The sequence below is a fragment of the uncultured Victivallis sp. genome (genome assembly GCF_944391105.1).
Taxonomy (GTDB): Bacteria; Verrucomicrobiota; Lentisphaeria; order Victivallales; family Victivallaceae; genus Victivallis.
In genome coordinates this window covers 1-24,942 of the sequence record NZ_CALXSK010000026.1, presented here as the reverse complement: position 1 = coordinate 24,942, position 24,942 = coordinate 1, and the positions used below count along the sequence as shown (strand labels likewise).

At 57.8% G+C, this 24,942-nt stretch carries 18 protein-coding genes; 5 read left to right on the top strand and 13 right to left on the bottom strand.

What is annotated here, in order from left to right:
* Positions 1 to 7 precede the first annotated feature (7 nt).
* From Q0K10_RS09290 to Q0K10_RS09240, 11 genes are all read right to left on the bottom strand, one after another.
* Positions 8 to 2,062: a cation-translocating P-type ATPase gene (locus Q0K10_RS09290; RefSeq protein ID WP_294506217.1), complete on the bottom strand. Its 2,055-nt coding sequence runs from the start codon at positions 2,060 to 2,062 to the stop codon at positions 8 to 10.
* A gap of 2 nt (positions 2,063 to 2,064) precedes the next feature.
* Positions 2,065 to 3,189, bottom strand: a complete 1,125-nt coding sequence (locus Q0K10_RS09285) for an SPFH domain-containing protein (RefSeq protein WP_294506215.1) — start codon at positions 3,187 to 3,189, stop codon at positions 2,065 to 2,067.
* A gap of 6 nt (positions 3,190 to 3,195) precedes the next feature.
* Positions 3,196 to 4,140, bottom strand: coding sequence for a protease modulator HflC (locus Q0K10_RS09280; RefSeq protein ID WP_294506212.1), 945 nt, complete (start codon positions 4,138 to 4,140; stop codon positions 3,196 to 3,198).
* 48 nt (positions 4,141 to 4,188) lie between these two features.
* Positions 4,189 to 6,195: a hypothetical protein gene (locus Q0K10_RS09275; protein WP_294506210.1), complete on the bottom strand. Its 2,007-nt coding sequence runs from the start codon at positions 6,193 to 6,195 to the stop codon at positions 4,189 to 4,191.
* A gap of 354 nt (positions 6,196 to 6,549) precedes the next feature.
* Positions 6,550 to 8,574, bottom strand: a complete 2,025-nt coding sequence (locus Q0K10_RS09270; RefSeq protein WP_294506207.1) for a beta-galactosidase — start codon at positions 8,572 to 8,574, stop codon at positions 6,550 to 6,552.
* On the bottom strand, positions 8,571 to 10,268 hold the full coding sequence (locus tag Q0K10_RS09265) for a metallophosphoesterase (protein ID WP_294506205.1): 1,698 nt from the start codon (positions 10,266 to 10,268) through the stop codon (positions 8,571 to 8,573). Before Q0K10_RS09265 ends, Q0K10_RS09270 begins: the two co-directional genes overlap by 4 nt.
* A 56-nt stretch (positions 10,269 to 10,324) precedes the next feature.
* Positions 10,325 to 11,857 carry a glycoside hydrolase family 27 protein gene (locus Q0K10_RS09260; RefSeq protein ID WP_294506203.1) on the bottom strand — a complete coding sequence of 511 codons (1,533 nt, stop codon included), beginning with the start codon at positions 11,855 to 11,857 and terminating at the stop codon, positions 10,325 to 10,327.
* 10 nt (positions 11,858 to 11,867) lie between these two features.
* The gene (locus tag Q0K10_RS09255) at positions 11,868 to 13,343 is read right to left on the bottom strand and encodes an extracellular solute-binding protein (protein ID WP_294506202.1); all 1,476 of its coding nucleotides are present in this window, start codon (positions 13,341 to 13,343) and stop codon (positions 11,868 to 11,870) included.
* 13 nt (positions 13,344 to 13,356) lie between these two features.
* A complete protein-coding gene (locus tag Q0K10_RS09250) occupies positions 13,357 to 15,330 on the bottom strand; it encodes a hypothetical protein (RefSeq protein WP_294506200.1) in 1,974 nt (657 codons plus the stop codon).
* A gap of 30 nt (positions 15,331 to 15,360) precedes the next feature.
* The gene (locus Q0K10_RS09245; protein ID WP_294506198.1) at positions 15,361 to 16,089 is read right to left on the bottom strand and encodes a prepilin-type N-terminal cleavage/methylation domain-containing protein; all 729 of its coding nucleotides are present in this window, start codon (positions 16,087 to 16,089) and stop codon (positions 15,361 to 15,363) included.
* A 155-nt stretch (positions 16,090 to 16,244) separates the two neighbouring features.
* A complete protein-coding gene (locus Q0K10_RS09240) occupies positions 16,245 to 17,267 on the bottom strand; it encodes a LacI family DNA-binding transcriptional regulator (RefSeq protein WP_294506196.1) in 1,023 nt (340 codons plus the stop codon).
* A 271-nt stretch (positions 17,268 to 17,538) separates the two neighbouring features.
* Here Q0K10_RS09240 and Q0K10_RS09235 point away from each other — a divergent pair, with 271 nt between their 5' ends.
* From Q0K10_RS09235 to Q0K10_RS09215, 5 genes are all read left to right on the top strand, one after another.
* Positions 17,539 to 18,918 (top strand): MATE family efflux transporter, encoded by a 1,380-nt coding sequence (locus tag Q0K10_RS09235; RefSeq protein ID WP_294506194.1) that lies wholly within the window; start codon positions 17,539 to 17,541, stop codon positions 18,916 to 18,918.
* A 36-nt stretch (positions 18,919 to 18,954) separates the two neighbouring features.
* Positions 18,955 to 19,707 carry a hypothetical protein gene (locus Q0K10_RS09230; RefSeq protein WP_294506192.1) on the top strand — a complete coding sequence of 251 codons (753 nt, stop codon included), beginning with the start codon at positions 18,955 to 18,957 and terminating at the stop codon, positions 19,705 to 19,707.
* A 14-nt stretch (positions 19,708 to 19,721) separates the two neighbouring features.
* Positions 19,722 to 20,483 carry an AraC family transcriptional regulator gene (locus tag Q0K10_RS09225; RefSeq protein ID WP_294506190.1) on the top strand — a complete coding sequence of 254 codons (762 nt, stop codon included), beginning with the start codon at positions 19,722 to 19,724 and terminating at the stop codon, positions 20,481 to 20,483.
* A 210-nt stretch (positions 20,484 to 20,693) separates the two neighbouring features.
* Positions 20,694 to 21,371, top strand: a complete 678-nt coding sequence (locus Q0K10_RS09220; RefSeq protein WP_294506188.1) for a prepilin-type N-terminal cleavage/methylation domain-containing protein — start codon at positions 20,694 to 20,696, stop codon at positions 21,369 to 21,371.
* A 53-nt stretch (positions 21,372 to 21,424) separates the two neighbouring features.
* Entirely contained in the window at positions 21,425 to 22,591 is a 1,167-nt protein-coding gene (locus Q0K10_RS09215) for a glycoside hydrolase family 16 protein (RefSeq protein WP_294506186.1), read from the top strand.
* Between the two features lie 43 nt (positions 22,592 to 22,634).
* Here the strand turns inward: Q0K10_RS09215 and Q0K10_RS09210 are convergent, their stop codons facing one another.
* Entirely contained in the window at positions 22,635 to 23,570 is a 936-nt protein-coding gene (locus tag Q0K10_RS09210) for a DMT family transporter (protein WP_294506184.1), read from the bottom strand.
* Positions 23,571 to 23,650: 80 nt separating this feature from the next.
* Complete coding sequence (locus Q0K10_RS09205; protein WP_294506182.1) at positions 23,651 to 24,787, bottom strand: substrate-binding domain-containing protein; 1,137 nt, start codon at positions 24,785 to 24,787, stop codon at positions 23,651 to 23,653.
* Between the last annotated feature and the right edge of the window lie 155 nt (positions 24,788 to 24,942).

Below are 24,942 nucleotides of genomic sequence, written 5' to 3'. Positions count from 1 at the left end.
ATATGGATTATTCTTCCGCTTCCGCCGCATCATTCAGGCTCTGCGCCTGCTCCTCAAGCGTCAGCTCCTCACCGGTACGCACCAGACGCGCACTGTTGAAGATGATGATGAGTGTACTGCCGGCATGCAATACAGCGGCCCAGATCGGCGTCATCCATCCGAACACCGAAAGCAGGATACCGCCGAATACAAACAACATTCCAAACGCAAGGTTCTGGTTGATGATCATCCGCGATTTGCGCGACAGGTACACCAGCATCGGAATCCGCCGGAGATCGTTGGTCATCAACGCGATCGAGGCACTGTTGATCGCCACGTCACTGCCGATCGCGCCCATTGCGATGCCGAGATCTCCCGCAGCCAGCGCCGGGGCATCGTTCACACCGTCGCCGACAACCGCAACCCGCGAACTCTCCTTGATCCGTTCCACGAACTCCACCTTCCCTTCCGGCAGACATTCGCTGCGGAATTCGTCAATCTGAAGCTGGGACGCCACCGACTCCGCCACCGACTTGCGGTCACCGGTCACCATCGCAATGAACCGCACGCCGAGACGCCGCAGATCCGCGATCATCGCGGGAGATTCGCGGCGGAGCTTGTCTTTCAAACCGATCCAGCCAAGCATCCGGCCGTTGCTCACCACGTACATCACACTCATGCCTTCGGTATCGGCATCGTGTTTGTCCGGAAGCACCACTCCCTGCTCGGCCAGCCAGTTCGCGCGGCCGACCATGCAGACGATGCCGTTGATCTTCGCAGTCACACCCTTGCCCGGCGTCTCCTGAAAATCACTCGCGGAATCCAGATCAAGCGATGCCTCCTCCGCCAGTTTCTGCAACGCCACCGCCGTCGGGTGGTTGCTGTACTGCTCCGCCGTAGCCGCAACCTTCAGAAGCTCAGCCGGTGAAACATCGCCGAACGGGTTGAGCTTCACCACCGAGAGCAGACCGTCGGTCAGCGTGCCGGTCTTGTCGAACACAAATGCCGTGATTTTGCTCGCAAGCTCCAGGTGCGCCACATTCTTGATGAAGATTCCGAGACGGGCCGCAGCCGCAACCGCAGCGACCACCGCCGTCGGCGTCGCAAGCACCACCGCGCACGGGCACGAGATCACCATCAGAGTAATGACCCGGTTCATGTCCCCGTTCGAAAAATACCAGGTGATCAGGGCCAGCATCAGCACCGTCGGAGTGTAATATCCCGCGTAACGGTCGATGATCCGCACCACCGGTGTCCGGCTCTGTTCCGCCTGGAGAATCATCTCCTTGACTTTTCCGAGCGTGGTATCCTCGCCGACCTTCGTCACTTCGAGATCGACCAGGCCGGTCAGGTTCTGCGTACCGGCGAACACATCGTCACCGACACTCTTGTCCACCGGCAGCGATTCACCGGTGATCGACGCCTGATTGACCGTACTCTCGCCGGAAACGATCCGCGCATCCACAGGGAAGTTTTCGCCGGGACGGACCCGGATGCGGTCACCAATCTTCAGCTCGGTCACCTGCACCTCAACTTCCGACCGCGTATCTCCGTCGAGACGGCGCGCCGTGTTCGGCGTCAATTTGATCAGCTCTTCAATCGACCGCTGCGCGCCGCTGGCAGTCCGCGTCTCGATGATGATCGTCAGAAGCAGGAAGAACGCGATGATGCCCGCCGTCTGAAAATCCGCACTCGCAAGCGCCGCCAGAATCGCAAGCGCAACAAGCTCGTTCATATAAACTTTGCCGTTGATCAGATCCTTGATCGCGGTAACGATGATCGGAAACGCCAGAACAAATGCGCCGAACAGCGCACTCATCTTCGATGCGAACTCCTGCTCCGGCAGAAGCCAGTCCAGCAGGAACGAGTTGACCGTCAGCAAACCGCCGAGGATCGCAAAAAAGATCCGACCCATCGCCCGGTCGTGCCCCACTCCGCCATCGACCGCATCATGCCCGCAGGGGCAGTAGCCGCGCGGCTCGTGTTCATGCTCATGGTCATGTGCATGCTCATGATTGTGGTCATGGCAGCCGCAGGAGCAGTTTTCCGTGTGTTGATGTCCGTTTTTCACAATTTCAGCCATGATTATTTCTCCTCCGCGGCGTCACCGGCGGGAGCCTGCTGTTTCTTCTGTTCATGATTGAGCAGGAGCCGAACCTGCTTCGTCCCGGTTCCGGAGGAGCCGAGAATGTATTTCCCCTGCTGCTTCTGCAGCACATCGGCAAGCGTACTGGTGTAGAGCGTCATGAGAACCGTGTCGGGATCCTTCCGGTACTGCTCCAGAATCTTCTGGAAATAGATGCTTTCGGCCTTCACCTCCGAAACCACCATCTCCTTGTAGGTCGTTGCACTCGAAATCAGCTCCGTCTTGGAGGCCAGCGCCTCGTTTCCGGTCTGCACCGCATACTGTTCCGCCTTGCTGCGCAGCGAATCGACCGTATTGGAGGCCGCGGCGACCTCGTCGAACGCCGCCTTCGTCTTCAACGGCGGAAAAACCTGCTCAAGCGTGACGTTGTCGACCTCAATGCCGCAGTCGATCGCCACAAGCTGCCGGGCAAATTCGTTGCGAACGGCATCCGAATAGGCCGCCCGACCTCCGTACAGCATCGAATCGACCGTGTTCTCGGAGGTCACACGAATCACCGCCGCGCGAAACAGATTGCGCAGCAGCGTCTGAGGACCGCGCGTGCCGACAAACCCGTTGACATCCATCTCCTGCGTGTCCGGATCGGTCGGATTGAACGGCGTCGCCAGCGTCTCATAGTATTTCGCGGGATTCGCCACGTGGTAAGTCACCCGCCAGGTCGAATGGATGATATTCGCATCCCCCGTCATGAGGTAGGAGTCCTTACCGGGAACCAGCGCCTGCGGCGGAGCCCCGTCAGGCGTCTCCGCCGGAAGGAAGTTAACCTGCAACGACTGCTGGTTGGTCCGCACCTTCACCCAGCGGTTGACCGGGTACGGCAGAAACCAGTGACCGTCGGACGTGTAGGTGTTCTCGATCTTGCCGAACTGCATCACGATCACCGCGTGCTGCGGCTCCACGGAGAAGTATCCCCCCGCCGTCACAAAGTAGACCATGAGCCCGATGATGACCACCAGAAGAAAGGCGAATGCCCACTGCAGGCTCTTCACCAGCGACTTCAAGCCGGAATCATACTGTCCGGAGCGGTCGAACTCGCCTTTGATTACGCTTTTGGTTTCTTCCATCTTGACTTATTCTCCATCCTTCGCATCCGCGGCCTTTTTCACCGGTCCGAGCATCTCGGCACCGGGTTTCAGGAGGTCGAAGGGAGCAACATCGGTGTTGAGAACCAGAACCGTCTGCCCCTGCATGACCTGCCGCAGAGAGTCCAGCTTGCGCAGAAACTCGGCCAGATCCGGATTCTCCTTGAAAACCGAGTAATATTCCGCCGCCGCCGCGTCGCCCTGCGCACGGATCACACGAGCCTCGGCCTCGGCTTTCGCCAGAAGCACGGCCTTCTCCTGATCCGCCTTGATCCGGATGTCGGACGCGATCCGGGTTCCTTCGGCCAGATACTTCTCGGCTTCGGCCTTCCGGTCCTCGATCATCCGGTCGAACACTTTGTCGGAAATCCGCTCCGGCACATTGATCGTATTGATCCCGACACTGATGATCTCAACTCCGTATTCGGCGGTATCGGATTTGAGCTGCGCAAGAATCTTGTCCTGGATCTCCGCAAGTTTCATGAGCTTCGGATCCGTGTTGATGATCTGGCTGAACTGATATTGTCCGAAAATCGTGTTCTTGGCCGACCGCATGAGACTGTTTAACCGCTCTTCGGCGTTCGTCATGTTCTCAAGCGTGCGGAAGAACTTCTCCACCGCACTGATCCGGTAGTTGATGTAGATCCCGACCAGGATGTTCTGCCCGTCCCGGGTCATCGTCTCCTCGATCTTGCCGGAGCCGCCCTCGAAACAGCGGATCCGGTGATCGAATTTATAAATCTTCTGGAACGGGAACGGCCAGCGGAAATGCAATCCCGGCTCCGTCACCGCCGCCGGACTCCCGAACGTGGTCACCACCGCGCTCTCCGTCTGATTCAACTGATAGGAGAATACCGCGATCAGAAGAATCACCGCGACCACCACGCCCAACAGCATCGTCGGCCAATGTTTGAAGAAATTACCCGTTGCCATACCTGGAAAACCTCCCTTTATGTGAAATGATATTGATCCGATTCCGTTTTAATTTCCACCCAGAGCACTTGCATCGACATCGATGAGGTCAAGCTGCTGTTTGGTCTCGAAGTTCAACTGATACACCTCATTGTCAAGCCCCGAGGCGATGATGAATTTCCGAATGTCCCTGCAGTCGTTCTCCAGCAGATCGAGATACGCCTTCAACCGGAACATGCGCGGCATGATCCGATAGGTGGACAGCTGCGTATTGAACCGCCCGGCCTCGGCCTCGGCGATCGTCGTCGTACGATACTCATACGCCTTGGCCTCGGAACGGATCCGCGCAGCCTGCGCCTCCGCCTCCGGAATCGTGCGGGCGCTGTACCCCTGGGCCTTCAGCACGGTTGCTTCTCTCTCCTCCATGGCACCGATCACATCCTGAAACGCGGGAGCGACCTTCTCCACCGGCGGATGGGAGTCGAGAATCATCACCTTCACGATCTCGATGCCGATGTGGTGTTCGTCGGCCAGTTTCTGAATCCGCTCCTTCAAAGCGGCCTGCGCTGTCCCACGCCCGCTGGACATGATGTCCATGATCGAAGTGCTCGCGAGATATTCGGTCGCCGCCTGCTGCCCGATCCGGGTCAGCGTCGCGACCGGATCGGCATTGCGGTACGCATAATCCATCACGTTGCGAATCCGGTAATCGATCGGAATCATCATCCGGATGAACGCAATCGATGCGGCGTTGCGATCCTCGTTCTCCTCAGCGCCGGCTTCACCTGCCGCCCCGCGGACTCCAGGATCGACCGCGACGATGAAATTGTTCGCATCGCTCCCGTGTGCGGCAGTCCAGAGCACGACCGGAGTCGGCTTTTCGCCGGAACTCTTCTTCTGCGGCCGGGAGTGCCCGTGCCCGTCGTCGGCAACTTCTTCGGCGGCCTCCTCGCCATCGGCATGGAGTTCACCGATCACGACCTGATAGATCTCCGTGCAGCTGAAGCGTTTGACCTCACCGAACGGATACGGCAGCGTCCAGTAGATTCCGGGCGCAAGCGGCTCTTCACTCACGACCTTGCCGAGACGCTCCTTGATGCCCACCTGACTCGGCCCGACCTCGTGGATCATGGTGAACGCCCAGAAAATCAGCGCCCAGAACAGCACCACAGGGAAAAACGATCTCTCCAGAAAACTGTAAATCCACGTTCCGGAAACCTTGAATCCGAACTGGTAGTCAAGCGCCAGAGCAATGTTCCGCATCACTCCGCCCGGCTCGGTGAAGAGCGAAAGCAGTTTGCTCTCAAAAATCGGCCGCATTTCACGCATGGTCCGCGGCCGGTAGAATTCAATGACGAAACTCACGATGAACTCCGCCCCGAGAATCGCAAGGATCACAAAGATCACCCGCGCGACCACCGCGTCCAGACGCCCGCCGCTGGAGGCGAATACCGTCACGATCATCGAGAGGAACATGATGACAAACCCGGCCAGCAGCCATGCTCCGAACGCCCGCAGCCACCGGAACGCCGGCTGACGCGACTGACCGACGAAAAACGCTCCCGCAAACAGACTCAGCGCGGCGAAAACTGCCGAGGCAACCGGCCCGTAGACCGTGTCCGCCACAACCGGTTTCTCCAGCCGCCCGTCCCAGTAACGCGAAAAGGCGACCAGCAATCCCGCAACGAGCACGGCGCCGAGAATCGAAAGAACGTAAGGCGTGTATTTCTTGTAGTTTTCAAACGAACGACCGGCCGTAAACCGGACATCCTCCTCGACATTCAGCGCATGAGTATCATTGCGTTTTTCCAGCAGCTGCTTCTCCTCGGCCTCCTGTGCGGCCGCGGTTGACAACATGCCGTAAATCATCGCCGCAAATGCGAAAACAACCGCCAGAGAGTATGGAATCACACCGAGTGCGAACACATCCGACCCGATCAGTTCCGGTTTAATCACGCCGAAAATCAGCACAGGAACCAGCAGCACAACCACTGTGATGATTCCGCCGATGACCGATAACTTCGTCATCAGTCTGGCATTGTCGATTTCCGCGCGAATGTCACTTTTTCGCTCCACATCCCACCTCGTTATTTTATGTAAACCCTGTTGATTCCGCCTTTGCGTCCGGCTGGATTTTCCGTCCCGGCCGCAGGAAAAACCGCTTTCACAGGCACGGTTCATTTACATACTTATACACCATCCCGCTGAAATAACAAGTTTCCCCCCGTAACTTTTTCCGAATTTTTATCGGAATTTGATCCCGAAAACGGCAAAGAAAAATCCCGGAACTCATTCCTTTCCGGTCACATCCGGCCGCCGCGGATTCCTTCGGGAGTGCCGCCGAAGCAGGGAGCCGAACCGTGTTCTGACAGAAAAAAGGAGGCGCCGCAGAAAACGCCCCCTCCCGGAAGAAATCCCCCTTGTACAAACTCAGCGTTCCCCGTCCGAGGCACGCGAAAAAAGCACCGTTGCGCTGTTGGGAGAGAGCGTGACGGCATCGACGTTCCCGCCCTTCTCCCAGACCGCCTCCATCATCTGCGGAAGTTTGACGGTCTGATCCTCCGTCTTCAGATTGTAGAGGAAATAATACTCTCCGCCGTCGACCGCACGCCGCCGGGCGGCCCGCACCGACTCCGGCAATCCCGGCAGCACCGGTTCGATGCCGGCGTCGTCAAGCAATGCACCGTAGAAATCATTCAGGAAATCCATCTCCGTGCGCGCGCCTATGTAGATGACACGGCCCGTTCCGAGTTTCCGGCGCGCAACGGCGGGAGTTCCCGCGTAGAAATCATCTCCGTAAACCGCTTCAACTTCCGCGCCCTCCAGCCGGAGTATTTCCGCATAGTCCGACACGGAATAACGTTTCCCGTTCCAGACGATGCTCTGGCGCGCCGCGGGTTCGAGCCCGTCGAAATCCTCGCTCCAGAGGCCGAACAGCCTGCGCCCCGCTTCTCCGCCGGGATTGCCGCCTGCCGAACAGTTGTTGCACTCGTCGACGTATCCGGTGAAGTAGGTCGCAACGAGCGTCCCGCCCGCTTCGACAAAACTCCGCAGACGCTCCACCACGCCGGGCTTGAACATGAACAGCATCGGCAGAACCAGCAGTTTGTAACGGCTGAAATCCTGGTCGCTGTCGATCACCGCCAGGTCGATGTTGCGGTTCCACAGCGCACGGTAGTGGTTCAGAATCGTCTCATCCCACTTCTTGACCTCGTTTCCTCCGGCAAAATGGCTTTCCCGCAGCGCCCAGTTCGACTCCCAGTCATAAACGACTGCGGCCTCCGGTTCCCGCACCGCGTCAACCAGTCCGGAAAGCCGTTCAAGTTTCTCCCCGTAGGAGGCGACCCGCTGGAAAACCATCGTCCGGTCGCTGCCGTCATGCCCGACCACGGCGCCGTGAAATTTCTCGCAGTTGTTCCGCCCCTTGCGCCATTGAAAATACATCGTGCCGTCAGCGCCGTGACCGAGAGCCAGAAGCATTTCCCGCTCAAATTCGCCGGGCCGACGCAGCTTCGTGTACGGCATCATGTTTGGAATGCCGGGACAGGACTCCATCATCAGAAACGGCTTGTTCCGCATCGAATAGTGCATATCATGCCGGAATGACACGGAGGCCCCTTCCCGCTCGGTCTCCCCCGCATACCAGGTCGGGTAGCAGTCGTCGCTGATGAAGTCGCACAGCGGCGCAAATTTCCAGTAATCCAGCGTCGGAAAGAGCCCCATCAGATTGGTCGTCACCGGCGCGTCGGAAAACTCCCGCACGGCTTCGATCTCCATGCGGAAGAAGTCGACGATCACCTCCGTGCAGAATCTCCACCAGTCCAGCGCCGCGCCGTCCATGGAGCAGTCAAACGGCTCCACCTGACTCCAGTCCGTGAGGCGATGCCCCCAGAATCCCGACCAGTACGCCTGATTGAGTTTCTCCAGAGTTCCGTAGCGTTTCCGGAGAAAGTCGTGGAAACGGCTCCGGCACAGATCGCATCCGCACTCCCCGTGGTATTCATTGGAGATGTGCCAGCCGCCGAGCGCCGGATGATGCGCATACCGTTCCGCAAGTTTGCGGTTCACGATCCGGACCCGTTCCCGGTAACCCGGAGAGGAGAAGCAGCTGTTCTGCCGAGATCCCCAATAGTCGCGCCGCCCCATGCGGTCTGCCCTCCGACTGTCCGGCCAACGCTGCGCCAGCCAGGCGGGTTTGGAAGCCGACGGCGTTGCCAGAAACAGCTTTTTCCCGCTCTTCGCACAGCGGTCGAACACATCGTCAAGCCAGCCGAATTCAAAGTGATCCGGCTCGACCTCCAGCTGCGACCAGGAGAAGATCGCAACCGAAAAGGTGTTGCAGTGTGCTTCATCCATCAACTCGAAATCGCGATCGACCGTTCCCGGCACATGAAGCCACTGATCGGGGTTGTAGTCTCCGCCGTGCAGAATCTTCCGAAAATCCCTGATAATCATACCACGCCCTCGTTGTCAATACGTTCCTGAAATTCGTTTCCGTCCAAACCGTTCCGCGGCACCGGAAAGAAATCGACGTTCTCTCCGGCGGAATCGAATGCCTTTACAAACAATATATCCCCTTTCCGGGACAATTCCAGATGTGCGCCATAGTCGTTCAACACCACAGGGAACGGCAACTCCCAGGCGGAACATCGACCTGATTTCGGAGAGTTGCTGAAAATCTCCTTCTTCCCCGGCATGCTCCGAGCATAACAGTGCTCGTGACCGCCGATCATCAGGTCGATCACCCCGGCTCCGGTCAGAATTCCATCGATCATCTCGAAAACCGCATGCGATCCGAGTTCGGGGGAAATCAGCGCCTCGTGACTCAGCACCACCCGGAAATCGGCCCGCAGAAACTCCCCGGAGGCCGCAACGGTCCGCAACCACTCCCGCTGCCGGGAGCGATATGCCTTCTCCAGTTCCGGCAGCGCGGGGTTGTAATCCCCTGAGACATCCAGGACAATGAAAAAAACACCGCCATGGGAAAACGCGAAATACCCCTTCCCGTCCGCCCCGGCAAAAAGATCAAACCACGCCCCGGCTCCGCAGCCGCGGAACTCGTGGTTGCCCGTCGTGATGACGAACGGCTTGCGCCACTCCCGAAGCATCCCGTCGAGAAATCCATCGTAGTAGATCCGCCGACCGGGCGAAGCGGTTACCATATCCCCCAGCAGAATCCCGAAATCCGCTTTCTCCGCCTCTTTCCCCCGCAGAATCCGCAGCAGCTCATCGGTCCGGCAATGAAGATCCGAAACAATGAGAAGCGAGAAATCCCGCGCCGTCCCGGCGTTGGTGCAAAACGAGAAGATATCTGTAACAGGAGATTCCTTCCCGGATTCCGGGAAAAGCATTTTCAACCGGAACTCATATCCGCATCCGGGGGTGAGATCTTCCAGACGGGCACGGTGAAGGGTTCTGTCCCGCCGGATCGTGCCGGAAACCGGATCGGCATACGCCTTCCTGAAACCGGATTCTCCCTTCCGGCGGTACTCCACCATCGCGGCGCACGCGCCGGCAGTCTCCCAGCCGATTTCGACCGAAGTGCACCCGGGCTGGCACACCCAGGGTCCATGCGTGACACACTCGGGTTCCGGCGGCAGAAAGTACAACCGCCCGAGCCGATCGATATTGTGAAACGCCGAACCGGTATGAGCCCAGACCAGCAACTGCTTCGCGGCGGAACGCTGCCGGGCGATGTTGAATCCGACGGACTCTCCCTTCAACGGCAGCAGCGAAAGCGGAATTCGAATCTCCGCACTCCACCGGTCGGGACTCAACACCACTTCCGCGTCCCATTCGGAGAGCTCGGCAAACTCGCTGAATCTGCCTCCCCCCGCCGAGACGACAAAATGACGATACCATCCATCGTCGCCCGATTCTCCAAAGAAAATCTCAAGATGATCGCCCTCAAGCGCAGCATAGCCGTCCCCCGGCGAACCGGTGACGATGTGCAACGGCTCCCGGGCAAGAACATTCAGAAAAAGATACGTCTCACTCCGGAAAATTTTCACATCCGTCAACGATTCCTCCACGGATTTTCCATCCGCGTAGTCGAGAAAACCGGAAAGAACCGTTTCCCTCTCCGAAATCATGCCCGGAATCGGAATCAACGGAACAAAAGCCCGCTGTCGTGAAGAACCCTCATTCATGATGATGCTCCGGAAAACTCCGGCAGCCTCCGGGATGCAGACAGAACTGCAGCATCTCAACAGGTGCCGGCAGCGAAATTTTCCGCCTCCTGAAACGGTTGTCCCATCGCCGTATTTCGAAAAGCGGACTCTCTTCTGCGCGGCGAGGAGGTGCGATAAAGCTGCACGGAGTGCGGTAAGACCGCAAACTCCCCGCACAACTCCCGCTCCTCGCCACACCAGAGTTCGCGACCGATCCGCTCTTCCTCCAGCCGGCAGACACGTTTGTCGTCGCTCCGGTTGAACAAAGCGACCGCCATTGCGCCATCGGCCAGCGGTTTGCGATATTCCAGAAGCCCGTTGCCGCAGTCGCGGATCTCCGGCGGAGCGACCAGCGGATCCTGGTCGATCGCAATGAGTTCGTCGTTGGTCAGCAGCCGGAAGGTCGTCTCGTCCATCCCCGCGATGTCACAGCTCAAAAGCAGCGGTGCGGAAAGAATGCACCATAACGTGAACTGCAAACGCTGCTCCTCCAGCGTCAGACGGGTCGGCGAAAAGGTCGGATTCGGCGTATTGGGAATCCCGATCGCACCGATCTGCAGCATATCCGGATCCGGGAAACGCCCCGGCCCCATCGCCCGGCGCCAGACGGCGGAATAACCGAAACCGATCGAGGAAATACTCGACCAGAGATCCTTGATGTCATGCGAAATTCGGCAGAGCTGCGCGAGCGAAAGCAGCGCCTGCGCATCCGCTTCAGCCGCGTCGTTGGAGAGACTCAATACGATGTCGCGCCCGCAACTCCGAAGTTCGGAGGCGATTCGCCGCGTGGTCGGCAGATCGTTCGGATTCCAGTCCATTTTCACAAAGTCGACCCCCCATTCGGCCCACTGGCGGATGTCGTCTCCGAGTTTCCAGACGGTGCCGGTCCGGTCGACCCGGAGCTCATGCAGTCCCGGGTAACGTCCGAACACCTGATTGGGCTGAAGACGCTGCGTCCCGGGCAGAAAAAGCCGCTCCTCGCGCCCGCCGTCCGTACTGCCGCCGCGGAATCCGGCATAGGTGGAAATCCACGGGGTCGAATAGATGCCGAACCGCAATCCGCGGCTGTGCACGTAATCCGCCAGCGCCTTCATGTCGGGGAAACGCTCGTTGCCCTGAAGCGCACCGTATTTTCCGGAACGCCCGCCCTGCCAGCAGTCGTCGATGTTCACGCTGTTCCAGCCGTGGGCGGCGAGCCCGCGGTCGACGAGCGCGTCGGCGATCGTACGGATTCTTGCGTCGCTGACCCCCTCCGAAAAACAATACCAGCTGTTCCAACCCATCGGCGGCGTGAGCTGAATCTGTTCACCGGCGACCACCTTGATTTCACAAGTTGCACGTCCGGCCGGATTTTCCGCCTCGAACTTGACGCGATACACCCCGCGAGTGGAAATTCTTCCACGCAATGTACCGGAAACCGCATCGAACACACATCCCTGCGGAGGATTCACACAATTCAAACTGACCGCCTCCCCTTCCACCGGAAGCGGGAAGAAAAATTCGTTATCCGGCCGCACGCCGAACACCCCCGGCGCATGAAAGCGCGGGGGCTGCAAAGACTTTTTCATGGTCACATCTCTACTCTTCAAGCATATTCTTTTCACGATAATAGCGGAGATGGAACGGATTTTTGATCCACCCGGCCGGGATCTTTCTGCCCTCCGCCTTGTACTGATCGATCTTCTTCTGGAGTTCGCAATCCTCCCGGTAGCGGTCGCGCAAAGAAGCGACGCTGTCCACCGTCTCCTCGATCGAATGAACGATCCCGTCATTGGCGAGTTTCAACGCCTCCTCCGGTGAGGAGAGGCCGCCGGCGACCCGCTCGTAGGCGTACAGGATCTTATCTTCCGCCAGCGGATAATAGGGGCTCAGGCTCTCCGGCAACGCGATCGTCCGCGCCCACTTGAGTTCGTTCGTATGGAGATTGCCCTCGTATTCGTACCCCGGGGGATTGTGATATTCCGGGTTGTTCTCCGCCCATTTCGGGTTCGGCGGCAATCCGTCGGAACTGCGGATCAGCAGTTCGTTGTACTCGCGACTGGCCAGAAACAGCAGGAAGATCTTCGCGTACTCCTTGTGTTTCGAACCACGGTAAATCGCCGTGTTGCGCGAAATGAACACCAGATTCTTGAAATCATACTCCGGATACTGCGAAAACGACAGATGAACCGGCTCAATCTTGAACCGGCGCAAATCCATATTCACATACCGGCCGGTCGAAATCATCGCGTACCGTCCCGCAACAAGCTGCGGAATGGTCGTGCTGTTCACGCTGGATTTATCCGCACTCTCGGAGGCGACCTCCGCCGCATTCGGAATCAGATGCAGTTCGTCGACCCAGCGGTGATAGATCTTGAGCGCTTTCACAAAAGCCGGATCCGTCAGACACGGCGCGGTCAGCGTCTCATTGAACATGTCGCTGCCCATGCTGCGCGCGATCGGCAGAATCACATTCGGCATCGCCGCCGCGAAAAACGCCTCCTGGCGACTCTTTCCGGCATTCGCGCGCTTGATGTATTCCAATCCGATCTTCTCGAACTCTTCAGGAGTCCACTCCTCCGGAGGCACTTCCATATCGTACTTCCGGAAGAGATCCACATTGCAGAGCAGCGCCGAGGCGGCGAGATTGCACGCATAGGCATACTGTCTGCCGTCGTACATCAGAAGATCACGCGCAGCACCGTAGTTGTTGCCGGGATCGAGCCCGTTTTCACGAGCGAAGTCCGTGATGTCTTCCAACACCCCCATCGGTGCGAAACGCTTGACCGGAACGTGGTCGATCAGATCGCCCGCCATGCCGGAAACCGCCTGAATCAATGTACTCTGATTGTCGGCGGCCTCCAGCCGGATCCGGAAGAGCGGCTCTCCTTTTTCGTCGACCCGCCCGGTTTTCTTCATCCACTCGTGGAAAGCGGCAACCTGTTCAATCCGGTCCGCGGAAAGTCCGGCCGTCCAGACGAGCGTCGTTCCGCCGTCGTGATCTGCGCGGGTCAGCCAGGTTACAACCCCGGCAAGACACAAGAGCGCCGCTATGATCAAAAACAGGTTCTTCATCTTTCACACCTTGTTATTCCAGAACGTCGGAGTCGATCGCGTCCGCACTGAACGCATAACAACCGCCGCCGAGATTGCGGATCTTTCCGAAACGGGATTTGAGATCAGGCTGCCCGGGAACTGTGACAAGCACATTGCACTTCTCCCCGAGCGACGCCACGATCACACGCGTCTTGCCGTCCTTGACGAACGCCCGCGCACAGACTTCACCGGCACCGGCACCGTTCACCGTCACGGCCGGAGCCTCTTCCGTGCTCATGATCCACGGTTCAAGATCGTGCAGCAGCTGCACGGTCTCCTTGAGGTTGTTCCAATCCTCTTCTCCGCGTTCCGGGGCGCGTTTCTCCATCGCGGTAATGTCGTAATAGGCGTAGAAAACGAACGCTTTCGCTCCGTAGATCGCTCCGAGCAGCGGCGCGGTACGCACCTCTTCGCGGGTCAGGAAACGGGTTTTGCGGAACTCCTCGTCGCTCATGTTCTTGTCGATGATCGCCCAGTTGAACGCCTGCGGCACATGCCAGATCGTCGCACCGGTCTTCTGTCCTGCGGCCAGGGCGTCACGCAATTCGCGCAGCGACTGCGGGCCATGGGTCGCCTTGATCGGATACGGATCGATTCCGAGAATGTCGCCCGAAGTGGCGTAGTAGTTCAAATCGTCGTAGAAACAGGTCAGAGTCCAGGTCGGATGATCGGGGTCGATCGCGCCGACGGTTTCACGCAGCTTGATGATGTCCGGAACGCGCGAACGAGCCTCTTCGTCACTGACGTACCAGACCAGAACGGCGGGATGGTCTTTCAGATTCTCAACGATTTTCTTCGCAACCGGAATCGGGCCGAACGCATCGTCCACCTTCTGATTCCAGCCATGCAGCATCTCCTTGATGCTCGGGACGAGTTTCAGACCGTATTTGGCGACCTGGTCGACACCGGCGCGGATCCCCTCCATGTCGGTGGCGTATTTGCCCGGACCGCGATGCCACGCGATTCCATAGAGATGCAGCGTGTTGAAACCGGCATCGGCGATGCGTTTCAGATCCTCGTCCTTCATCGACCCCTGCCAGGCGCCGTAGATGCCGATCGGCATGAACGGTTTCCCGTCAACGATCAGACGGTGATGTTTGTCGATGGTGACGGCGTTCGCGGAAGCGGCGCTGCGATCCCGCACCTGAATGTCGTACGCGACCGAGAAGAGGCGGCGTTTCGCCGTCGTGTCGAGCAGCGTGAAGTCGATCTTTCCGGAACCGGCCGGCAGTTCGCCGAAGTCGCCGCTGCAGAACCCCTTGTCATCGGGGGTGAGCAGTTTTTCATACCGTTTCCCATTGAGATCGAGGGTCGCAAGAACCGCGAAATTCTTCGCGCCGGCGGGAATCGAGGCATGGACGTCAAACGACGAATCGTCGGTCCAGAGCGCGAGTCCCGTCAGCCGGGTCGGCAGCACCGACCAGAGGTTGCCGACCTCTTCGACGCGCAGATTGTCGTAATAGAGCGTGCCGGAGGCCTTATCGCGGATGTAAAGCGAAACCTTCGCCTCCTGCCCCTCCTTGAGCACGAAGGGGCGTTCGATCTTCGTCCACTCCTTCGTGATCGGCTGAGCGTCATAGAGCCCGCCGTCATACTGCCCGTTTCTGGAGAACTCGATGCAGAATCCGTGCGGTTCGCCCTCGATGTTCTCGCCGCGGCAGAGCATGGAGACTTTGTAGGTCTTACCCGCCTTCAGCCCCGGAATCGGAACGGAGACGAAGCCATATTTCTCGCCGGGTTTGCGCTCGGCGCGGAGACCGGGGGAGCCGTTGTAACCCCACTTCCCGATCTCATACCCCTGATAGGAGGTGAAGACCGCGAGGTCGCCCGTGGCGAAATCCTGCTCATAGACAACACCGCCGTTGTCCCCCGCCGGCCAGGCGCGGTACTCGTCGAACGCCGACTCCGCGGCGAACGCCGCTCCCGCGAGACAAAATGCAACCAGTATCCTACTGAAATGATGCATGAAAATAAAATCCTTATACTATCTCAGGTGTTATTTTGAACACACGTCACACTGATTAACAATATGACGAAAAACTTTATTATAATTGTCGACTTCAGATGTACCATTCTGTCTGAAATTGGCCATTCCAACATGTCCATCAGCATAACTGAAATTGGTCCAGCCAGAATGACGCTCTAACGGAATATTCGTATAATCTTCGTTCATATCATTATAGTCTTCGTTTCTCGCCCCTCTTTTACGCGCATCAAGATCGGCAATGAGTCCCTGTTCCGTAGGATGCATGATGCGCGTCATCTTCCTCGGTTTATACCATCCCCCATTTCCTGGATAATAACGCATATCTCCAAATGTACCGGGATAAGAATAGGAAGACCAGATAATATCTCCAGATTTCCAAACTTCGGATTCGTTTGCGCCCGGACAGTTGAATATTCCGAGTAATTTGAAATCATCGGGAACTGTAGAATCATAAGTTCCGCCGATATAGGGGTAAATCTCCGGGATCCAGTACATTTCCTTACGCCCGCCACTGCTTTGCACATCATTCGACTGATTGCAAAGCGGCAAAAAGTCATTATAATCCCCGGTATAAGCGATAACCCCGAAAGAAATTTGTTTGATATTATTTTTGCACGAACTCATATGCGCGCTTTCACGAGCTTTATTCAGCGCCGGCAGCAGCATCCCGGCCAGAATCGCGATGATCGCAATCACGACAAGGAGCTCGATCAATGTAAAATTACTTTTTCTGTTCATTTGTTCACCTCTCTGTTTATTTTGAAAAAAAAGGCAATCTGAAAAGCTATTGGATAACCGCATTCTTCTTTCCTTTCTTCGATTTTTTCGATTTATTTGCATAAAACCATAGTATTTTTTATTGATAGAGCGCGCTATCAATACAGTAGAATTTTTTAGCTCGACTCCCGTCGAACGACGCAGGGAGTAACCCGAATTGTCCGGGAAGCGGGCTCCTTCACGGAAAACAGTTCGAGCAGCAATTCGACTGCGTGTCTTCCAATCTCCTCATTCCGGTCATCGATGGTCGTAAGACTCGGATAAATACTTTCGGAAAACGGATCGTTGTCATAACCTGCCACCGCGACCTCCTCCGGAATCCGGATCCCCCGACGCAACAGATTGCGCACGATATGCGAAGCGGCAAGATCGTTCGGGGCAATCACGGCGTCGAGCCTCTCCGGGAGAATAAACTCTTCCACCACCCGACCCATCTGCTCATCCGGAGAAGCGACCTCATCGGAGAGATAGCAGGTCAACGCCTCATTTTCCCGTCCGGCGCGCGCCAGTGCCCGGTGATACCCCTCCTGCCGCTGGCGTACACTGCGGTACACCGGATTCTCCAACACGATGCCGACCCGCTTGCGGGTCTCGAGCAGAAGCGACGTAAGAGCTTCGACGGCGGCTACGCGATCGACTTCAACGCAGCAGACGTTCTCCAGAATCGTCTTCTCGACGAAAACGATGTTTTCCGCATTGCGGAACAACTCCCGGAGTTTCACCTCCTGCCCGGGATAATCGTGAGCCATGCAGATGACGCCGTCGACATTGTACTGCATGAAGTTCGTATAATGCCGGTAAAGACTGTCGATGCTGTCGTGCGCCTCCCCGATCAGCAGCCGGTATCCATTCTCCGTCGCATACTGATCGATATAGGCGAGCGTCCGGAACGTGACCGGCGGAGGCTGCGCGTCAATGAGGACGCCAATCAGCCCGCTTCGCTGACCGCTCAACACCCGCGCGGAAAGATTCGGCTGATAATGAAGACGTTGTGCAGCTTCACGAATCATCCGCGCGGTCTCCGCGCTCACCCGGATGTTCCCGGAACACGACCCGAGAACCTTCCCGACGAGAGCCCGGGAAACCCCGACCTCACGGGCCACATCCGACAATGTCACATGCTGTTTTCTCGCAATCATATCCACCCCCTGAATCCCCGGGTTCCTCATGATGATTTCACGCTCTATCAATATTATACCACAAAAGGGTTTCAATGTCAATAGCGAAACGTTTTTTTTTCAAAAAATCAGGCCGGCTCGAACTGTTCAGGAAGAGGGAAAGCCGGAAGAAAGCCCGCCGCCGTCCGGCAGTTTTTTTAAAAATCGCGTTGCATTTCCGGCATCGGGAGATATATTATCTCCTTTGAAATGGTTTCTGCAGGATGGATTCCGTTTCGCAGGATAACCGGCCATGCCGCAGACGACAAACAAATACCAGATCGATATGTGCCGGGGGCCGCTGTTCGGGCAGATTGTGCTCTTCTCGGTTCCCCTGATGCTCTCGGGGCTGCTTCAGCTGCTCTTCAACGCCGCGGACCTCATCGTCATCGGGCGCTTTGCCTCGCACGAGGCGCTGGCCGCGGTCGGTGCGACCTCGTCGCTCACCGCGCTCATCGTGAACGTGTTCATGGGGCTCTCCGTCGGAACGAACGTGCTTGTGGCGAACTTCTTCGGTGCGAAAGACCGCAAAAACGTCAGCCGGACGGTCCACACCGCCATCCTCATGGCAATTGTCGGCGGAATCGTGCTGGCTGTGATCGGAATCGGTCTGGCCACCCCGCTTCTGCGAATCATGGCCACGCCGGAGAACGTCATCGGGAAATCGAGCCTGTACATGTGGATCTATTTCGCCGGAATGCCGTTCATCATGCTTTACAACTTCGGCAGCGCCGTGCTGCGCGCCGTGGGAGATACGCGCCGTCCGCTCTACTATCTGCTCTTCGCGGGGATCGTCAACGTGGTTCTGAATCTCTTTTTCGTCCTCGTCTGCGGCATGGACGTCGCAGGTGTCGCGATCGCGACCGTGGTGTCGCAGGGAATCGCCGCGGCGCTGGTGATCCGCTGCCTGCGCAATGCGCGGGATGCATGCCGTCTCCGGATGCGCAACCTCCGGATCGACCCGGTCATCCTGAAGCGGATGCTCTGGATCGGGCTGCCCGCCGGAATTCAGGGGATGTTCTTCTCGCTTTCCAACATCACGATTCAATCCTCGGTCAACTCCTTCGGTTCGCTTGCAATCGCGGGAAATACGGCCGTCGTTAGTCTGGAAGGCTTCATCTACATCGGGTCGAACGCCTTTCATCAGACGGTGGTGAGCTTCGCCGGACAGAATCTCGGCGGCGGCCAGTATGACCGGATCCGCCGCAGCATCATCTACTGCGCGCTCTGCTCCTCGGCCGTCTGCATCGTCATGGGATACGGGTTCTTCCTGAACGGGCATGCCCTGCTGTCGATCTACAACTCCACGCCGGAGGTCATCAACTGGGGAATGCTGCGGATGAACATTCTCTTTTCCACCTACTTCCTCTGCGGAATCATGGATGTGATGAGCGGAGCGCTGCGCGGGCTCGGACGCTCGGTCATGCCGGCGGTCATCACACTGATCGGAGTGTGCGTTCTGCGGATCGTCTGGGTCTACACGGTCTTTCCGGTCCACCCGACGATGGGAAATCTGATGCTCTCCTATCCGATCACCTGGGGAATCACGGCAATCGCAAACGGTTATTATCTCTACCTCGTCTGCCGGAAACTCTTCCGGAACAAACCGAAAAACCGCACGGTGCGATCCTGACTTCTGCCGCACCGTTGAAAATAAGGAGCGTTGAAGATGGAGTGTTCGACTTTTCCGGAAAAAACGGAGTCCTATCACGGTTATGTGCTGCACCGTTTCCATTTCGACGGCTGCGAGTGCATGGTGGTCGAGCCGCACACCCCGCGCCCGGGTCGGGAGTGGATCTGGAAGGCGGAGCTTTTCGAAGCGTTTCCGACCTTTGAGCTCGCGATGCTGGAACGGGGATTTTACCTTGTGTTCATCACGGTCGGCAACACCTTCGGCTGTCCCGACGCGCTGAAACACTGGGATGCGTTTTACCGGGAGTTGACCGGACGGCACGGCTTTGCACGGCGCACAATTCTCTTCGGGTTGAGCCGGGGGGGGCTTTACATCTACAACTGGAGTGCGCGGAACACGGACAAGGTCTCGTGCCTTTACGCGGACAATCCGGTCTGCGACTTCAAAAGCTGGCCGGGCGGCAGAGGCGTCGGTCCCGGCAGCCCGGAGGACTGGCATAAACTCCTGAATGACTACCACTTCGCAAATGAGGCCGAAGCGCTCGCCTGGCCGCACAATCCGGTCGACAATCTCGCTCCGCTGGCCGCGGCCGGGATTCCGGTCATCCATGTGGCCGCGACGGAGGATGAGGTTGTCCCGATCTGCGAAAACACCGATGTGCTCGAACCGCGTTACCGCGCTCTCGGCGGCACGATCGAAGTGATCCGCCATCCGGGGAAACACCACCCGCACGGACTCGAAGATCCGACCCCGATCATCGACTTCATCCTGAAACACCGCCTCAACTGAAGAAACGGATTGCGATGGAACAGATTTTTGCAGGAATGGGATACTATGCGGCGCCGGACCGGCCGCTGACCCCCTACTGGATCAAACCGGGAGAGGAACGACTGGAATTGCTGATCGCCGGGAAGGTGGTTTTCGAAGAGAACGGCAGAGAGAGTCTGTACGGTCCCGGAACCATTTTCTGGCACAGGGAGGGCGAATGCACGGTCTGCCGTCCGGTGCAGAAGGATCCTTATCGCTGTTTCGTCGTCTCGTTTCTGACGGAAAACACGCCCCGCTGTGTGCCGCGGGTCAATCGCTGGAACGACCGGGAGGAGTTCAATTCGTTCTGCCGGGAGATGTTCTACCAGGCTCACGCGGACGGCCTTGACCGGAAGCTCTTCGGGCGGATGCTCTACTGGCGGCTGGTCTGGGGGGTCTCCTGCGGACGGCAGCCGGAGACGAGCAGCCTTCCCCCTGCTCTGAAGACGATCCAGATGCGGCTCATGGAGGAACCGGAACGGGAGTGGGACATCGCCCGGCTGGCGAACGAGGCGGGCATGAGCGAATCCAGTTTATACGCGCTGTTCCGGAAATATTTTGAAATCTCTCCCCATCAATATCTGCTTCAGCAGCGTGTCCATCGGGCGCGCATGAATCTGGCGGAGTGCGATCTCCCGATCAAAGAGGTTGCAGTGCGCTGCGGTTTTTCCAGCCTCGAAAACTTCTACCGCGCCTTTCGCAAAGCCTGCGGAATGACCCCTGCGGCCTACCGGCGCCAGATTACGCCGGAACGCTGAGCCGCTCCATCCACCGGGACATCGGGAGAATTTATCAAGAAATTGGAGTTTTTATCAATTCCAAATTTCCGTATTCTCTGGTATAATTAAGATGGTTTCAAAAACGGAATCCTATGATTCCTACAGAATTCCGCTGCTGACGACAATGGTTGAAATCAGGAACAACCGGCAGAAGCGCCTGTAGTTTCTGAAAAAAAGAAGGAGATTTTCATGAACAGACGGTTCGAGCGATTCGAAACAAAAACGTACCGGAAATTCACCTTGATCGAGCTCCTCGTGGTGATTGCGATCATCGCGATTCTGGCGTCGATGCTGCTGCCGGCGCTGAACCAGGCGCGGGAACGGGCAAAGTCGAGCAACTGCACCTCCAATTTGAAGCAGCTCGGGCTGATGAATCTCATGTACTGCAACGACAACAACGATTTTCTGCCGAAGATCATGGAGTCGTGGAGTCTTACGAGCTGGGATCACTGGTGGGGTGCGTTTCTGGAACCTTACAACGCCCATCAGGAAGGCGGCGGCTGGGCTTGGAAGAGTCTCTACCACTGCCCTTCCCGTATTTACGGTCTCAATAATGACTCGCTGAAATTCTCCTACGGCAGAAACGCGCTCGGAGGCGGAGATTTCGGCAGTTTCAAAATCACCCAGATGAAAACGCCCTCCGGGAAAGTGATTCACGGGGAACATCAGGACGGGGATATCTGGTACACCTACCTCGACTTCAGCGAAGGCCCCGCTCCGCTCGGACGCAAGGGAAGCATCGCCCTGAGGCACAATGACAACATGGCCAACCTGGTTCTGGGAGACGGACACGTCGAAACCATCAGCGGTACGGGTGAATTTGACGAATGGGTTCAAAACGACCTGCACTGGCGCTATCAGAAGTGAACGCTCCAGTTCTGAACCGACATGGATACAACGATCAAACTTGAGGATTTTTCATGGTGAAACGTATTTTGACTCTTCTGCTCTTCTCGGGGGTGGCGGCGATTGTCCTGCCCGCCGTGGAATACGGGAAACTCGACTATGCGGCAGTCAGCATCCCGGGAACCGATTTCAAATGGGAAGACGCCGCGCAGGTGTTCCGGACGACGCTGAAGATTCCGGCGGAGGGGAAGTACAATCTCTACTTCGACATGGCCGCCGTGGAGCGCAGCAGCGTGAAGCTGCAGATCGACGGGAAAGAGATTCCATCGCTCGATCTGCCGGGAACCGCGCGCACTCCCGGGCGTTTCCTGCGGATCAAACTCGCGTCCGCCGTTCCGCTCGCGGCAGGAGAGCATGGGGTCGAGGTGCTTGCCGGAAACCCGTTCAAGGGGCTGACCGTCAAGGCGCTGCTCGCGGAGAAGGTGGTCTCTCCGCACCGCTGGCGGCTGGTCTGGAGCGAGGAGTTCAACGAAGACGGTTTCCCCGACGAGACGAAGTGGCGCGGCGAAGAAGGTTTCCTGCGCAATTATGAGCCGCAGTACTACACGATCGGGCGGAAGGAGAACATTTCGGTCAAAAACGGGATTCTGACCATCACCGCCCGGCGCGAGAAGTGGAAAAACAAATATTACGATCCGAACTCCGAGGACTGGCGGATGAACCGTCCCGAGGCGGAGTTCACCTCCGCACAGCTTGACACGTTCTACTCCGGCGCGTGGCAGTACGGCAAGATCGAGGCGCGGATCAAGGTCATCGCCGGTTGCGGACGCTGGCCCGCGTTCTGGACGATGGGCGTGACCGGCGGCTGGCCGGAACAGGGCGAGATCGACATCATGGAGTATTTCGGCAAGTCGAACAACCGCATCACGCAGGCGCTGCACAAAGCGGGCAACGACGGCAAAGACCATGCCGTGCAGGACTGGAACATCAAGACGAAGGACGGCACACCGATGGAGGGTCGCTTCCACGTATACAGTGTCATCTGGGACGAAAACAAGGTGGAGTGGTTCATCGACAACCGCAAGACGTTCGAGGCGGTGCGCAAGCCCGGCGAGCCGTGGTGCGTGGACAATCCGCAGTACATCATCCTGAACCATGCGCTCGGGAGATATTCCGGCGAGATTCCGCCGGAACTCAATGAGGCGAGCTTCTACATCGACTACGTCCGCGTCTATCAGTGACGAAAAGAAAATCCCGAAACAAGAGGAGCATCTGTCGGTGTTTTCAGGCCGGGTGCTCCTCGTTTTCCGGGGGGCGTTTTCTGTGCGGGAGAAAGGAGGGATCGAGGCCGACTCCGAGCAGCACCAGAACCGCCCCCGCCAGCTGAAAGAGCGAAAACCCCTCCCCCAGAAGCGGCCACGAGAGCACCAGTACCGTCACCGGCGTCAGATACTGCATGATGTTCAGGAGCGGAAGCCCGATCAGCCGCTGCGCCTCGTTCCACGCGAAAAACGCCACCGCGGTCGGGAACACCGTGATGTAACCGACCAGCAGCCACCCCGGCAGCGCCCCCGGTAATGCCGCCGAACCGGGGCGCAGCAGCGCGAGCAGCGCCAGAAGCGGAACTGCGCCGAGCATCACCCAGGTCGTATAGACGTATCCCCCCACTCGCGGAACGGTCCTGCGTCCCCACAACGTGTAGACCGTCCAGCAGACCGCCGCGCCGAACGTCAGCAGATCACCGGGACGGAATGCGTCGAAACGAACTCCAGCCGGCGTCACCACGCCGATCACGATTCCGCAGCCGACCGTCGCGACCGCCATGCCGATCCACTGCCCGGGAGTGATCTTCTCCCCGGTCAGCAGACCGCCCAGCAGAATCAGCACCGGAACCGCCGTCATAATCATCGAGGAGTTGACCGCCGACGTGGTCTGCTGCCCCCAGAAAATGAAGAGACTCATCCCCGCCATCCCGATCATCCCCTGGCAGACCATGCGCAGGAAATCGAGACGCGAAAACGCGAACATCTTCCGTCCGGAAATCCCGCCGACCGCGAGCATCAGCGCCCCCGCTCCGGAAAACCGGATCAGCGACAGCGTCACCGGATCGATCTCCCCGCCGTCGCGCATCAACGCGCGCCCTGCCAGATAGGTCGTTCCCCAGAGAAACGCACTCAGAAACGACCAGAAAAAACCGCGCAATATTTTTTGTGCCATCATTCACACTCCTTTGTGAGTAACGCCGGGTAACATAACATCGCGTCATGTTTTTTGCAAGGCGAAGCCGGTACGCCCCCCCCTCAATGTTTCCGGCGGGCGAGCCGGTAGGCGCCGGGGGTCGTTCCTGTGGCCCGTTTGAAGGCCAGCGAAAGCGACATGCTCGAACCGTAACCGCTCCGGCGGGCAATTTCCGACAGGGAGAGTTCGGTGCCGTCAAGCAGATCGCGAATCCGGTTCAGCCGCAGCTCCTGAAGAAAAGCCATCGGGGTTTTGTCCAGATGCTTCCGGAAGAGGCGGTTCAGCATGCTCGTGGAAATTCCGGCCGCCTCGGCCGCATCCTCCACGCTGATGAAGTTCATATAGTTGCGCAGCAGAAACGAAACCGCCGTTGCCAGTTTCACATCCGGCACCGCCAGAACATCGGAGCTGCGGCGCGAGACAATCGCCGCCGGCGTCACGTAAACCGTGCGTTCGGGCACGGGACGGTGATTCATCATGTCGTGCAGCAATTCGGCCATCTTCCGCCCGACTTCACGCAGCTCGCCGTTGATGCGGGTGGTCGGAATCGACGCCTTTTCCGTAATCATCGCGTTATCGGTGTTGCAGAGTACGGCGATCTCCTCCGGAACCTTGATTTTCAGAGCATCGAGCACGCGGTAGACCACGGCAAGATACATGCTGTTCGGAACGAGCAGCGCGACCGGCTTCGGGAGGGTCCGGAAAAATCGTCGCAACTTTTTCATAATCAATTGATAGTCGCTCAATTCATCGGAGCGTTGTTCCGGATTCCAGTAACAGAGTTCGAGCGGCAGGCCGTGGCGGCTGAGCTCTTCGCGCAACGCAACGACCGGATCAAGCCAGCGGCCGTCGAACACTCCGCTCCACTCGCGCGCATCAATGGCGGCGAAACGCCGGAACCCCTTGCCGCGAAAATAGTCGGAGATCATGGAAGCCATCAGGGAGGTGTCGCATGCGACGGTCCGGATGTTGCCGCCGGGCGGAAGTTCTCGCGAAACGACCGGTGTCCGCTCGAAATTACGGATCATGCGCAGTTCGCTCAATTGCAAATAGTCGGTGATGATCCCGTCGCCCGCCCAGCCAGGCGGCAGACGGCGGCCGCACAGTTCAATCTGCCAGTTGTGACAGGAACCGAAATCATAGATTTCGCCAAGCAGACTCGCATGCGGCTGCCACATCGCGCAAAGGACATTTTTCATCGGGATAAGTTCAGAAATTATATACGACAATCTAAGAACAATATATTTGATTGCGCAGAATTTTCAAGTATAATATGGAGAGGTAATTTCAAAAGTTTTTAATTTGGGGGGATGAAAAAAAGAGGCAGAAGGTTCATTTTAACTTAGGGGTAGCA

Coding starts and splice junctions, on each gene's coding strand:
- Q0K10_RS09290 (WP_294506217.1), bottom strand. CDS start 2,062: ATGGCTGAAATTGTGAAAAACGGACATCAACACACGGAAAACTGCTCC.
- Q0K10_RS09285 (WP_294506215.1), bottom strand. CDS start 3,189: ATGGAAGAAACCAAAAGCGTAATCAAAGGCGAGTTCGACCGCTCCGGA.
- Q0K10_RS09280 (WP_294506212.1), bottom strand. CDS start 4,140: ATGGCAACGGGTAATTTCTTCAAACATTGGCCGACGATGCTGTTGGGC.
- Q0K10_RS09270 (WP_294506207.1), bottom strand. CDS start 8,574: ATGATTATCAGGGATTTTCGGAAGATTCTGCACGGCGGAGACTACAAC.
- Q0K10_RS09265 (WP_294506205.1), bottom strand. CDS start 10,268: ATGAATGAGGGTTCTTCACGACAGCGGGCTTTTGTTCCGTTGATTCCG.
- Q0K10_RS09260 (WP_294506203.1), bottom strand. CDS start 11,857: ATGAAAAAGTCTTTGCAGCCCCCGCGCTTTCATGCGCCGGGGGTGTTC.
- Q0K10_RS09255 (WP_294506202.1), bottom strand. CDS start 13,343: ATGAAGAACCTGTTTTTGATCATAGCGGCGCTCTTGTGTCTTGCCGGG.
- Q0K10_RS09250 (WP_294506200.1), bottom strand. CDS start 15,330: ATGCATCATTTCAGTAGGATACTGGTTGCATTTTGTCTCGCGGGAGCG.
- Q0K10_RS09245 (WP_294506198.1), bottom strand. CDS start 16,089: ATGAACAGAAAAAGTAATTTTACATTGATCGAGCTCCTTGTCGTGATT.
- Q0K10_RS09240 (WP_294506196.1), bottom strand. CDS start 17,267: ATGATTGCGAGAAAACAGCATGTGACATTGTCGGATGTGGCCCGTGAG.
- Q0K10_RS09235 (WP_294506194.1), top strand. CDS start 17,539: ATGCCGCAGACGACAAACAAATACCAGATCGATATGTGCCGGGGGCCG.
- Q0K10_RS09230 (WP_294506192.1), top strand. CDS start 18,955: ATGGAGTGTTCGACTTTTCCGGAAAAAACGGAGTCCTATCACGGTTAT.
- Q0K10_RS09225 (WP_294506190.1), top strand. CDS start 19,722: ATGGAACAGATTTTTGCAGGAATGGGATACTATGCGGCGCCGGACCGG.
- Q0K10_RS09220 (WP_294506188.1), top strand. CDS start 20,694: ATGAACAGACGGTTCGAGCGATTCGAAACAAAAACGTACCGGAAATTC.
- Q0K10_RS09215 (WP_294506186.1), top strand. CDS start 21,425: ATGGTGAAACGTATTTTGACTCTTCTGCTCTTCTCGGGGGTGGCGGCG.
- Q0K10_RS09210 (WP_294506184.1), bottom strand. CDS start 23,570: ATGATGGCACAAAAAATATTGCGCGGTTTTTTCTGGTCGTTTCTGAGT.
- Q0K10_RS09205 (WP_294506182.1), bottom strand. CDS start 24,787: ATGAAAAATGTCCTTTGCGCGATGTGGCAGCCGCATGCGAGTCTGCTT.